The sequence below is a fragment of the Corynebacterium otitidis ATCC 51513 genome, from assembly GCF_000296405.1.
GTDB classification, from domain to species: Bacteria; Actinomycetota; Actinomycetes; order Mycobacteriales; family Mycobacteriaceae; genus Corynebacterium; species Corynebacterium otitidis.
In genome coordinates this window covers 647,354-659,597 of the sequence record NZ_JH815192.1, presented here as the reverse complement: position 1 = coordinate 659,597, position 12,244 = coordinate 647,354, and the positions used below count along the sequence as shown (strand labels likewise).

Genomic DNA, 12,244 nt, shown 5'->3' with positions numbered 1-12,244 from the left:
ACGGGATGGTTTGGCACCTCGATGTCGGCTCGTCGCATCCTGGGGCTGGAGTTGGTCCCAAGGGTTGGGCTGTTCGCCCATTAAAGCGGCACGCGAGCTGGGTTTAGAACGTCGTGAGACAGTTCGGTCTCTATCCGCCGCGCGCGTGGAAACTTGTGGAAGGCTGTCCCTAGTACGAGAGGACCGGGATGGACGTACCTCTGGTGTGCCAGTCATTCTGCCATGGGTGTTGCTGGTTGGCTATGTGCGGGAGGGATAACCGCTGAAAGCATCTAAGCGGGAAGCCTGTTCCGAGATGAGGTTTCTTTTGAGGTGTCCTAGAGATGATGGGGTTGATAGGCCGGGGCTGGAAGCTCTGTGAAGGGGTGTTGAGGTGACCGGTACTAATTCACCGACTCGAAAACACTTTGTTTTTGGTGGCTGTATGGCTGCTGGTGGGTTGGTTTGCCGCAATCAATATGTGGTCGTGGGTTGTGTCTGCTGTGTGGTGTCTGGCGCAGCACCTGTTTGTGGTGTTGTGTTGTGGTTTGTGTTGGTGGTTGATGGTGGTGGGGGTCCGCCCGGTTCCGTTCCGATCCCGGTAGCTAAGCCCATTCACGCTGATGGTACTGCACCTGGTGGGGTGTGGGAGAGTAGGTTACCGCCAACACGTTATTGTTGAATATGTGGGGTGTGGGTTGCACTGATCCTGGCCGTTTGTGGTCTTAGGCTGGTGCACTCCACACCTCTTTTTTGCATGCGCGGGTTCATTCCCCGTGTCACGACGTGGCCGTCGTCTTTTGATCGTTCCGCGTCCGGGTCCACGGGACAGCGCGAGGGCCGATGTGTTCAGCAATGGAGGCCGGAGTGCCACGTTTCTCGTGGTGATTGGGGCCTAGGTTCCTGGCCCCTGCATGGGCATGGTGGCTCTGTCGCGGACTAGATTCGCGTTCGTCCTCTCCCCATGTGCCGTGTGGGCCCTTGCGGTTGCAGGCTCGTTTTCCCTCTCTGTACCGAGTGTGCCGAGGTGAGCGTGACGTTTAGTGCGCCGTGGCAGCGTCTGTTGTCGGGGTTTTCGTCGCGCCTGGTGGGCGCGTACGGCCGTTCCTACTCGTATCCCCCGAATAGTTTCCGACGTCTCTGGTCCTCGGGGTGTTTTCCTCGCGGCTGCGGCGTCGTGCAGGGCCCCGGGCGAGCCTTTCTAATAAAAGAGCCCCGGGCCCTTAAAAGGTGCCCGGGGTGGCGCAGTGCCTAGGGAGTCGTTACTCCCAGTTGATGTTTTGCTCGTGCAGGAAGTCCCGGCAGGCCTCGGGGCTTGCGGTGAGCTTCGGGTCGAACTTGAGGTAGTCCTTGGTCTCCCGGGCGACGAGGCCGGAGAGGATAAGGAGCCCGACGAGGTTCGGCAGCGCCGTGAGGCCGTTCGCGATGTCGGAGAACGTCCAGACGATGGAGAGCTCCGTGACGGTGCCGACGAACGCTACGACGGTGAAGAACATGCGGTAGGGGATCGAGGCCCAGCGCCCGACCAGCGAGACGAGCGACCGCTCGCCGTAGTAGGACCACGCCAGGATCGTCGAGAACGCGAAGAACACGACCGACAGCGAGACGATGATGCCGCCCCAATCGCCCGGCAGGCCCGCGGAGAACGCGTCCGCGGTCATCGTGCCCGCACGGTCCTCGCCCTGGTCCCACACGCCGGTGGCGACGATGCAGAGGCCGGTGATGCTCACGACGATGAGAGTGTCGATGAAGGTCTGCGTCATGGCGACGAGGCCCTGGCGCACGGGGTGCGAGGTGCGCGCCGCGGCCGAGGCGATCGCGGCGGTGCCGAGGCCTGACTCGTTGGAGAAGATGCCTCGGGCGACACCCATCTGGAGGACGACGAGGATTCCGGCCCCGACGAAGCCGCCCGTCGCGGCGGTGCCCGTGAACGCGTCGGAGAAGATCTGCGCGATGGCGCCCGGCAGCTGGTCGGCGTTGATGATGAGCACGATGATGCCGCCGATGACGTAGATGATGATCATCAGCGGGACGAACGCGGAGGTGACCCGGCCGATCGCCTGGATGCCGCCGAGCAGCACGCAGCCGATGCCGACGAAGAGGAGCACGCCGGTGAGGATGGGCTCGATGTCGAAGGTGTCCTCGAGGCCGTTGGCGACGGCGTTGCCCTGGGTGAGGTTGCCGATGCCGAAGGACGCGACGACCGCGAAGATCGCGTAGGCGGTGGCGAGGATGCCGCCGAGCGGCCCGGAGATGCCGCGGCGCAGGTACACCTGCGGGCCGCCGACCTGCTCTCCGTTGGAGTCGGTGGTGCGGAACCTAATGCCGAGGTAGGTCTCGGCGTATTTCGTGGCCATGCCGACAAGTCCGGTGACCCAGATCCAGAACAGCGCGCCCGGCCCGCCGATGGACAGCGCCGTGGCCACGCCGATGATGTTGCCCACGCCGACGGTCGCGGCGAGCGCCGTGGTGAGGGCCTGGAAGTTCGAGATGTCGCCCTTGCCCTCGTTGTCGTCGACGAAGGCGTGGCGCAGCGCCCTACCGAGGGTCCGGAACTGGAGGAACCCCAGCCGGATGGTCAGGTACAGCCCGGAGAGCAGCAGCAGGGGGATGAGGAGGAATGGTCCCCAGATGATGTCGGAGATGGTGTCGAGCACCGACTGCAAAGATTCCATGCACGAAAACCCTACACTGTGACAGGGGTCGCCAAAAGCTCAAAATATGTGTTGTCCTTCCTGGGTCTGTAGTTATGTCGGTGCTGTGCGGCCGGTCGTTTAAGCTCGGGGGGGACTGCGGTCCGTGCGTGGCTGCTCGGGGCCACGGGCGCCGGCACCGATCCAGCTGGAACGACGCAACAGCTAGAGGAGCGCATTGTGAGCACGAAGGGTAAGAAGGTCTCGTCCCCGAACCAGTCGGGTAGCGGCTTTAAGTGGGTGGTCGTCATCCTCATCGCCGTGGCGGTCGTCGCGGCGGTGGCGATCTACGTCGCGGGGCGCAACCAGGAGGCGCGGGACTTCGTCGGGGAGACGGTAGACGATCTTCCCGCGACGGTGGACCTCGAGGGTGACGAGTTCGTCATCCGCCCCGAGGACGCCGGCGACGACGTCGTCCACGCGACGATCGCGGAGGACTTCTCCTGCCCCCACTGTGCGGAGACCAACGAGGCGGACAAGGACGACCTCCTCGAGGCGCTGCGCGATGGGAAGATGGAGCTCACGCTGCGCACGCAGACCTTCCTCGACGGCAAGGACCAGGAGGGTTTCTCCCATCACGCGTTCGCCGCGCTGCTCGCGGTTGAGGAGCACGACTCGGCCGAGGTGTTCTGGAACTTCCGCAATCTCGTCTTCGCGCACCAGTCGGACATCGTCTCGAGCTGGGGCCCGGAGGACTTCGCCGACGCGGCGGACGAGCTCGGCGCGAGCTCGGAGACCGTCAAGGCGATCTCCTCGGGCGAGTTCCTCGACAAGGCCATCGAGATCAGCGAGCGCAACCAGGAGTGGTTCGCGAGCAACGCCGACTCCGTCGCCGTGCCGGCCGTCTTCGTCGAGGGCGAGCAGCTCGAGCAGCTCAGCGACGACTGGGTGACCGAGGCGCTCGAGGAAAACGCCGGCTAAACTCCCGTTGACCTCTAGGTTTGTCCCTGGCGGGAGTCCGGGATAAGGTAATCAACCGTTCCGCACGGAGCGGTTCCCAAGGGGCTATGGCGCAGCTGGTAGCGCACCACACTGGCAGTGTGGGGGTCACGGGTTCGAATCCCGTTAGCTCCACCACGAAGAAGAAACCCCAGGCCTAAGGCCTGGGGTTTTTCCGTATCTACCTGCGGGAACACGGCGGGCGCGGGGCTCGTTCTCTGGCTCTCGGGCGTCGGGAAAAAGGACGCCCTCACGGGCTTTTAGGCCACAGTTGGGCCACGATAAGCCCACGCGGCCAGCCTTCTCGGGTTAGGACTTCACGAGCCGGGCGATCGCGGCGGCGGCCTCCTCGATCTTCTCCTCGGCGCCGTCCCCACCCTCCTGGACGGCGGAGGCGACGCAGTGCCTTAAGTGGTCCTTGAGGAGGTCCACGGCGACGTTCTCCAGCGCGGCGGTGGCGGCGCTGATCTGGGTGAGGATGTCGATGCAGTAGGCGCTCTCGTCGACCATGCGGTGGATGCCGCGGGTCTGGCCCTCGATCCGCTTGAGCCGGGCGAGGTAGCGGTCCTTGTCGCTGATGTAGCCGTGCCCGGCCGGCGGCTGCGGGGCGGGGGATGGGGTGCTCATTGGGCCTAGTCCTTTCCGGTCTCCGCGCCTGGCGCGCCCGCCTGGGCGGCGGGCCGGTCGAGGAACCTCGCGGCGCTCTTCTCGGGGTCGAGGTCGACGCGGCGCAGGAGCTGCGCGTTGAGCGCGACGACGACGGTCGAGGCGGACATGAGGATAGCGCCCACGCTCATGGGCAGCACGACGCCGATCGGCGCGAGCACGCCCGCGGCGAGCGGCACGGCGAGGAGGTTGTAGCCCGCCGCCCAGGCGAGGTTCTGCACCATCTTGCGGTAGCTCGCGCGCGACAGGTCGACGACCGAGAGAACCGAGCGCGGGTCGGAGGACGCGAGGATCACCCCGGCGGAGCCGATGGCGACGTCGGTGCCCGCGCCGATGGCGATGCCGACGTCGGCCCGCGCGAGCGCGGGCGCGTCGTTGACGCCGTCGCCGACCATGGCGACGGTGCGGCCCTCGCCCTGGAGCTCGGCGACCTTGGCCGCCTTGTCCTCGGGCCGGACGCCGGAAAAGACCCGGTCGATGCCGAGCTCGCCTGCGACGGCGTCCGCCACGGCCTTCGCGTCGCCGGTGACCATGGCGACCTGCGCGCCCGCGGCGTGCAGCGCGTCGATCGCGTCGCGCGACTCGGGGCGGATCTCGTCGGCGAGCCGCAGCGCCCCGGCGACCTTTCCGTCGGCGAGGACGTGGAGGACGATCGCGCCCTCCTCGCGCCACCGGGCTGCCGCGGGGCGCTCGGGCGCGCCGCGCTCCTCGAGCAGCCGCGGGCCGCCGACCTCGACGCTCGCCCCGGCGACGCTCGCCGCGACCCCCACGGCGGGCGAGGACGAGAAGTCCTTGGCCTCGGGCACGTCGAGGCCGCGCTCCCGCGCCGCGCCGGCGATCGCCCGGGCGAGGGGGTGCTCGCTGTCGGCCTCAGCGGCCGCCGCGAGGGAAAGGACCTCGTCGTCGCCCCGGCCGTCCGCCGCGTCGATCCCGGTGACGGTGGGCTCTCCCTTGGTGAGCGTGCCGGTCTTGTCGAAGAGCACCGCGTCGACGGTGCGCATCGACTCGAGCGCGAGCCGGTCCTTGACGAGCACCCCGCCGCGCGCGGCGCGCTCCGAAGCGATGGCCACCACGAGCGGGATCGCCAGGCCCAGCGCGTGGGGGCAGGCGATGACGAGCACCGTCACGGCGCGCACGACCGAGTCCTCGGGCCGGCCGACGGCCGCCCACACCGCCGCGGTGACGACCGCGGCGCCGAGCGCGAACCAGAAGAGCCACGCCGCGGCGCGGTCGGCGATGCGCTGCCCGCGCGAGGAGGACTCCTGCGCGTCGGCGACGAGCTTGCGGATGCCCGCGAGCGTCGTCTCCTCGCCGGTGGCGGTGACCTCGACGCGCAGGCCCGAGTCGGTGGCGATCGTGCCGGCGACGACGCGGTCCCCGGCCTCGCGGCGCACCGCCTTCGACTCGCCGGTGGCCATCGACTCGTCGACGTGGGCGGCGCCCTCGACGACGCGCCCGTCCGCCGGCACCGAGGCGCCGGGCCGGACGATGACGACGTCGCCGACCTCGAGCTCGTCGGGGGAGACCGCGACGACCTCGTCGCCGTCGATCTTCTCCGCCTCGTCGGGCAGCAGGTCTGCCAGGGAGTCGAGCGCGGAGCTGGTCCGCGCGAGCGAGCGCATCTCGATCCAGTGGCCGAGCAGCATGATGACCACGAGCAGCGCGAGCTCCCACCAGAAGTTCAGCTCGTGGCTGAGCAGGCCGAGGCTCGCGCCCCACGAGGCGATAAACGCGACCGTGAGGGCGAGCCCGACGAGCAGCATCATCCCCGGGCTCTTCGAGCGGACCTCGTCGACCGCGCCGCTGAGGAACGGCCAGCCTCCCCAGAGGAACATGACGGTGCCCACCGCGGGGGAGACCCACGGCACCCAGGCCTGGTCGGGCAGCGGGTAGCCGATGAGGTCGGCGAACATGTCGTTGAACGCGACCACCGGCACGGCGAGCGCGAGCATGATCCAGAACAGGCGCCGGAACTGCGCGGCGTGGTCGCCGTGACCGCCATGCCCGTGGCCGCCGTGGCCGTGCGATCCGTGGTGGTGCCCCGCGTGCTCGTCGTGGTCGTGCCCGGCGTGCGACTCGTGCCCGTGGTGGGAGCTGCGATCGTCGTGGTCGTGGTGGCCGTGCCCGTCATCGTGCGGGGCGTCGGCCTCGGCGCCGCCCGCGTGGGCGTGCTCGGTGCTCATGCCTTCTCCTTCCTGCCCGGCCCGCGCGGCGACGCGGGCCGGGTCCTGCGTGCGTCTTTGTCGGGCCGTGCCGGCGCGGGCGCGAGGGTGCGCCGCCGACCGGAAGGGGCCCTACCCCGAATGTATACCCCTATGGGGTATCTGGCAATGGTGCTAAGCTGGGACTTCCCGGGGCGCACAGCGGGCGCGGAGTGCGGCGCCGCGGCGCGGGAGGCGCGGGCGCGGCTACCATCGCGCGGAACGGGACCGGGCTGCGAAGCCGTCGTCGACGCGCCGCCCCTAAGGCCCGGTCGGGCGGCGAGGTAGAGGAGGCCGTCGTGCCGCAGATGTCGAGGGACACCGTCACCAAGCGCCCCGCGCAGCGGCTCGCCGCGCGCGCCGAAGCCGAGGGGCTGCGCTGGCTCGCCGACGGGGCGCACGAGCGCTCGTTCGTCGCAGAAGTCGTCGAGGCGAGCGACGAGGAGATCGTCACCCGCCGCGTGCCCGCCGGCAGGCCGAGCGCTGAGGCGGCGAGGACCGCCGGCCGGGAGCTCGCCCGGCTCCACGACTCCGGGGCGGAGGCCTTCGGCTGCCCGCCGCCGGGCTGGGACGGGCCGAACTACATCGGCACCGCGGAACAGGAGTGCACCCCCACCGACGACTGGGCGGAGTTCTACGTCGAGCAGCGCGTGCTGCCCTTCGCCCGCGACGCGGTGGCCGCGGGGCACCTCGACCGGGGCGGCCTCGAGGAGGTCGAGGAGGCCTGCCGGCTCGTGCGCGGGCACGACTGGGGCGACCCGAAGCCCGCGCGGATCCACGGCGACCTGTGGTCGGGGAACCTGCTCTTCGGCAAGGACGGGCCGGTGCTCATCGACCCGGCGGCGCACGGCGGGCACCGGGTCACGGACCTCGCGATGCTCGCGCTTTTTGGCGCGCCGGGCCTCGAGGAGATCTTCGCGGGCTACGAGGAGGTCCACCCCCTGCCTCAGGGCTGGCGGGAGGACATCCCGGCCCACCAGCTCCACCCGCTGGCCGTGCACGCGAAGACGCACGGCCCCGCCTACGGGGACGCGCTGGTCGACGCAGTCCGGCGGGTGACCGCGCGCCTAGGCTAGCGCCACCACTCGTCGTCGGGGCCCGGCGGCAGGTGGCGCTTGTGCTCTCCTGTGCGCCACAGCTCCTCGATGCGGCGCGCGGCGTCCCCGGGGACCTCGCCGCCGGCGAGGTAGGCGTCGATGTCGCGGTAGCTCACGCCCAGGGCCTCCTCGTCGGGCAGTGCCGGGCGCTCGTCCTCGAGGTCGGCGGTGGGGACCTTCTCCCACGTCTTGGCCGGCGCGCCGAGCTCCTTGAGCAGCGCGGCGCCCTGGGACTTGGTCAGCCCGGTCAGCGGCGCGAGGTCGGCGGCGCCGTCGCCGAACTTCGTGAAGAAGCCGGTGACGTTCTCCGCGGCGTGGTCCGTGCCGACCACCAGCCCGCCGAGCTCCCCGGCGATGGCGTACTGGGCGATCATCCGCTCGCGGGCCTTGATGTTGCCGACGTTCTTATCGCCGAGCCGCTCGACTCCCAGCGCCCGGGCCGCCGCCCGGGCGGACGCGTCGACCGCGGGCTTGATGTCCACGGTGAGCCGCCGGTCGGGGGCGATGACGTCGAGCGCGAGCTGCGCGTCGTCCTCGTCGGCCTGCGTGCCATAAGGCAGGCGCACGGCGACGAACTTCGCGCTCCCGCCTTGGGAGCGCACCCGCTCCGCGGCGAGCTGGCTGAGCCGCCCGGCGAGCGTCGAGTCCTGGCCCCCGGAGATCCCCAGCACCAGCGCCCTCGCCCCGGAGCCTGAGAGGTAGTCGGCGATGAACGACACGCGGCGCTCGATCTCGCCGGCGGGGTCGATCTCGGGCGCGACGCCCAGCCTGCGGCGGACCTCCCCCTGCGGGCTTTCCTCGGGCATGGCTCCTCCATTCCTCGGTCGGATGGGCGGCCGGCGCGGCCGCCGCCTGCCCTCACCCTAACCGCGGCCCGAGCTGGTTTGGCCGGGGAGAAAGTGTGGGCTAGAATATCCGCCGTTATCTTGGCTTCGTGCCGCCCGGAAGCGGGTCGCGCGGCCCGGCCGGGGCGCGGCGGCGCCCGTCGGGAGCCACGCGGGGCACGGCATCGACGACATGGAAAGGAGCGCCCGATGAAGGTCCGCAAGTCGCTTCGGTCGCTGAAGAAAAAGCCGGGCGCCCAGGTTGTGCGTCGCCACGGCAAGGTCTTCGTGATCAACAAGCGCGACCCGCGCTTCAAGGCCCGCCAGGGCTAGGCGAAGCGCCGCGCTACGGCCGGCCGCACCTTCGAGGGGATCGTCCCTTCAAGGTGCGGCCGGCTTTTTCGTGCCGTTGGGAAGCTGCCCGTGCCGCCGGGGTGCGGGCGTACCGACCCGCACGACACGTGAGAGCAATATCACAATACCGTGTCGTCCCCGGCCACCTGCGGATTCGTCGCGGCGCCGCGCGAGGCCTCCCGGGTGGGGGCGCTACATATGGTCCACCGCCCGGGGCCGAACAGCGAATATCACGGCTGTAACTACCACATGTGGTATCCCTTGCGTCCAGTTGGGCCAAAGTATAGTGTCGTTTCCATCGCTTCACGGCGGGGAATCATGGCCGGTCAGCGGCGGGACGAGGCGCCCGCGCCGGCGAAACCACTCGATGGACGGGGAGACATCACTATGGCTATCACGCTCTACACCAAGCCGGCCTGCATGCAGTGCAACGCGACGAAGAAGGCGCTCGACCGCGCCGGCCTGGACTACGAGCAGGTCGATGTCTCCACCGACGACGAGGCGCGCGACTACGTGCTCGCGCTGGGCTACCTCCAGGCCCCGGTCGTCGAGGCCGACGGTGAGCACTGGTCCGGCTTCCGCCCCGAGCGCATCAAGGCGCTGGCCCAGGAGGCCCAGGCCGCGTAGCGCCGGCCGGCGGCGCGCGGGGGCCGCGACACGGGTAACCGGATCAACCCCGCGATAGCGACGAAGAGGGGGGCAAGGGTGCTCATCGTCTACTTCTCGTCGGCCACGGGCAACACCAAGGCCTTCGTCGACAAGCTCGACCTCCCGGCCCGGCGCATCCCGCTGCGCGCGAGCGAGGACGGGCTCGTAGTGGAGGAGCCCTTCGTGCTCGTGTGCCCGACCTACGGCGGCGGGGTCTCGCTGGCCAAGCGCCAGCCCAAGCCCGTCCCGCCCCAGGTCATCCGCTTCCTCAACGACGAGCGCAACCGTCATCTGCTGCGCGCGGTGATCGCCGGGGGCAACACGAACTTCGGGGCCGACTACGGCAAGGCCGGCGACGTCATCGCCGCGAAGTGCGGCGTCCCTTATGTCTACCGCTTCGAGCTGCGCGGCACCGACGAGGACGTCGCGGTGGTGCGCCACAACCTGCTCTCGCATGCCGAGGACCTGGGCCTCGAGCCCCTCGGCGCGGAGCGCCAGTAGCCCGCTGCAGACGGGCCCTTTTTTGATAAACCATAAGTCAATAATGAAACCCGATACCGCTGACCGTCGGCGCAGCCCGGCGGGGAAGGAGCACGAGGCAACCGCCATGACCACGACTTTCGGGACGCACACGCCGTCGCCGGCCAACGACGACACCCAGGGCCTCGACTACCACGCGCTCAACGCGATGCTGAACCTGTATGCCCCGGACGGGAGCATCCAGTTCGACAAGGACCGCGAGGCCGCCAACCAGTACTTCCTCCAGCACGTCAACCAGAACACGGTCTTCTTCCACAACCTCGAGGAGAAGCTCGACTACCTGGTGCGCAACAAGTACTACGACGCCGAGGTGCTCGAGCGCTACAGCTTCGAGACGATCAAGGCGCTCTTCCAGCGCGCCTACTCCTACAAGTTCCGCTTCAAGACCTTCCTCGGGGCCTTTAAGTACTACACGTCCTACACGCTGAAGACCTTCGACGGGCGCCGCTACCTCGAGCGCTTCGAGGACCGCGTGTGCATGGTCGCGCTCTCGCTCGCCGACGGCGACGAGCGGCTCGCCGAGAGCCTCGTCGACGAGATCATGACCGGGCGCTTCCAGCCGGCGACCCCGACCTTCCTCAACGAGGGCAAGCTCCAGCGCGGCGAGCCGGTGAGCTGCTTCCTTCTGCGCATCGAGGACAACATGGAGTCCATCGGCCGCTCGGTGAACTCCGCGCTGCAGCTCTCCAAGCGGGGCGGGGGAGTGGCCCTCCTGCTGAGCAACCTCCGCGAGGCGGGCGCGCCGATCAAGCACATCGAGAACCAGTCCTCCGGCGTCATCCCCGTGATGAAGCTCCTCGAGGACTCCTTCTCCTACGCCAACCAGCTCGGCGCGCGGCAGGGCGCCGGCGCGGTGTACTTAAGCGCCCACCACCCGGACATCCTCTCGTTCCTCGACACCAAGCGCGAGAACGCCGACGAGAAGATCCGCATCAAGACCCTCTCGCTGGGCGTGGTCATCCCGGACATCACCTTCGAGCTCGCGAAGCGCAACGAGGACATGTACCTCTTCTCTCCCTACGACGTGGAGCGCGAGTACGGCGTGCCCTTCGGCGACCTGCCGATCACCGAGCACTACCGCGAGATGGTCGAGAACGACCACATCTCCAAGACGAAGATCAACGCCCGCGAGTTCTTCCAGACCCTCGCGGAGATCCAGTTCGAGTCGGGCTACCCCTACATCATGTTCGAGGACACGGTGAACCGGGCGAACCCGATCAAGGGCCGGATCAACATGTCCAACCTGTGCTCCGAGATCCTGCAGGTCAACACCCCCTCGGTGCTCAACGAGGACCTCACCTTCGAGACCATCGGCCACGACATCTCCTGCAACCTCGGCTCGATGAACATCGCCGCGGCGATGGACTCGCCCGACTTCGGCCGTACCGTCGAGATCGCCGTGCGCGGGCTCACCGCGGTCTCCGAGCAGACCTCCATCGACTCGGTGCCCTCCGTCAGGGAGGGCAACGCCGCCGCCCACGCCATCGGGCTCGGCCAGATGAACCTCCACGGCTACCTCGGCCGCGAGCGGATCCACTACGGCTCCGAGGAGGGCCTCGACTTCACCAACGCGTACTTCGCGGCGGTGCTCTACGCGGCGCTGCGCGCCTCCAACCGGCTCGCCCGCGAGCGCGGCCGCGCGTTCGAGGGCTTCGAGGACTCCGACTACGCCGACGGCAGCTACTTCGACTCCTTCGACCCGGCCGACTTCGCCCCGAAGACCGAGAAGGTCGCCGAGCTGTTCAAGAACTCGAGCGCCCACACCCCGACCCCGGAGGAGTGGGCCGAGCTCAAGGCGGACGTCATGCGCGACGGGCTCTACAACCGCAACCTCCAGGCGGTGCCGCCGACGGGCTCGATCTCCTACATCAACAACTCGACCTCCTCGATCCACCCGATCGCCTCGCGCATCGAGATCCGCAAGGAGGGCAAGCTCGGCCGCGTCTACTACCCGGCGCCGCACATGGACAACGACAACGTCGACTACTTCCGCGACGCCTACGAGATCGGCTACGAGAAGATCATCGACACCTACGCCGTGGCGACGAAGTACGTCGACCAGGGGCTGTCTCTCACCCTGTTCTTCAAGGACACGGCCACGACCCGTGACATCAACCGCGCCCAGATCTACGCGTGGCGCAAGGGGGTCAAGACCCTCTACTACATCCGGTTGCGGCAGATGGCGCTCGAGGGCACCGAGGTCGAGGGCTGCGTGAGCTGCATGCTCTAGGCCCAAGGGTCGGCCACGCCGACCCCGCGGGGCCGGGGGCGGGCGGCGCGCCGGGGACACCTCGCCCCCCGGC

The 12,244-nt window shown here is 68.9% G+C and carries 10 protein-coding genes, 1 tRNA gene and 2 rRNA genes; 9 read left to right on the top strand and 4 right to left on the bottom strand.

Translation table 11 applies throughout. From position 1 onward, the window contains the following. Together HMPREF9719_RS02915 and rrf are read left to right on the top strand one after the other, a co-directional pair. Positions 1-408: ribosomal RNA gene (locus tag HMPREF9719_RS02915) — 23S ribosomal RNA — on the top strand; the annotation flags it as partial. Between the two features lie 123 nt (positions 409-531). Further along, positions 532-649: ribosomal RNA gene (rrf, locus tag HMPREF9719_RS02910) — 5S ribosomal RNA — on the top strand. Positions 650-1,241: 592 nt separating this feature from the next. Here rrf and HMPREF9719_RS02905 read toward each other — a convergent pair. After that, complete coding sequence (locus HMPREF9719_RS02905) at positions 1,242-2,654, bottom strand: alanine/glycine:cation symporter family protein (protein ID WP_004600471.1); 1,413 nt, start codon at positions 2,652-2,654, stop codon at positions 1,242-1,244. A gap of 198 nt (positions 2,655-2,852) precedes the next feature. On the opposite strand from HMPREF9719_RS02905, the gene HMPREF9719_RS02900 reads away from it, so the two are divergent. Together HMPREF9719_RS02900 and HMPREF9719_RS02895 are read left to right on the top strand one after the other, a co-directional pair. Next, entirely contained in the window at positions 2,853-3,593 is a 741-nt protein-coding gene (locus tag HMPREF9719_RS02900) for a DsbA family protein (protein WP_004600470.1), read from the top strand. A gap of 80 nt (positions 3,594-3,673) precedes the next feature. Continuing rightward, positions 3,674-3,749 (top strand) — tRNA-Ala (locus tag HMPREF9719_RS02895). A 171-nt stretch (positions 3,750-3,920) separates the two neighbouring features. On the opposite strand, the gene HMPREF9719_RS02890 is transcribed toward HMPREF9719_RS02895, so the two are convergent. Next, the gene (locus tag HMPREF9719_RS02890) at positions 3,921-4,238 is read right to left on the bottom strand and encodes a metal-sensitive transcriptional regulator (protein ID WP_004600469.1); all 318 of its coding nucleotides are present in this window, start codon (positions 4,236-4,238) and stop codon (positions 3,921-3,923) included. A 5-nt stretch (positions 4,239-4,243) separates the two neighbouring features. After that, the gene (locus HMPREF9719_RS02885) at positions 4,244-6,460 is read right to left on the bottom strand and encodes a heavy metal translocating P-type ATPase (protein WP_004600468.1); all 2,217 of its coding nucleotides are present in this window, start codon (positions 6,458-6,460) and stop codon (positions 4,244-4,246) included. 191 nt (positions 6,461-6,651) lie between these two features. Between HMPREF9719_RS02885 and HMPREF9719_RS02880 the strand changes: the two genes are divergently transcribed. Beyond that, complete coding sequence (locus HMPREF9719_RS02880) at positions 6,652-7,554, top strand: fructosamine kinase family protein (protein ID WP_004601737.1); 903 nt, start codon at positions 6,652-6,654, stop codon at positions 7,552-7,554. On the opposite strand, the gene nadE is transcribed toward HMPREF9719_RS02880, so the two are convergent. Beyond that, the gene (nadE, locus tag HMPREF9719_RS02875) at positions 7,551-8,381 is read right to left on the bottom strand and encodes an ammonia-dependent NAD(+) synthetase (protein ID WP_004600466.1); all 831 of its coding nucleotides are present in this window, start codon (positions 8,379-8,381) and stop codon (positions 7,551-7,553) included. The two genes, HMPREF9719_RS02880 and nadE, sit on opposite strands and share 4 nt — an antisense overlap. Positions 8,382-8,609: 228 nt before the next feature. Between nadE and ykgO the strand changes: the two genes are divergently transcribed. The 4 genes from ykgO (at position 8,610) to nrdE (ending at position 12,171) form a co-directional block, all read left to right on the top strand. Continuing rightward, positions 8,610-8,732, top strand: a complete 123-nt coding sequence (gene ykgO / locus HMPREF9719_RS02870; RefSeq protein WP_004600465.1) for a type B 50S ribosomal protein L36 — start codon at positions 8,610-8,612, stop codon at positions 8,730-8,732. 408 nt (positions 8,733-9,140) lie between these two features. Further along, positions 9,141-9,380: a glutaredoxin-like protein NrdH gene (nrdH, locus tag HMPREF9719_RS02865; protein ID WP_004600464.1), complete on the top strand. Its 240-nt coding sequence runs from the start codon at positions 9,141-9,143 to the stop codon at positions 9,378-9,380. Positions 9,381-9,458: 78 nt separating this feature from the next. Beyond that, positions 9,459-9,902, top strand: coding sequence for a class Ib ribonucleoside-diphosphate reductase assembly flavoprotein NrdI (gene nrdI, locus HMPREF9719_RS02860; protein ID WP_004600463.1), 444 nt, complete (start codon positions 9,459-9,461; stop codon positions 9,900-9,902). A gap of 106 nt (positions 9,903-10,008) precedes the next feature. Beyond that, positions 10,009-12,171: a class 1b ribonucleoside-diphosphate reductase subunit alpha gene (nrdE, locus tag HMPREF9719_RS02855; RefSeq protein WP_004600462.1), complete on the top strand. Its 2,163-nt coding sequence runs from the start codon at positions 10,009-10,011 to the stop codon at positions 12,169-12,171. The last annotated feature ends 73 nt before the right edge of the window (positions 12,172-12,244 follow it).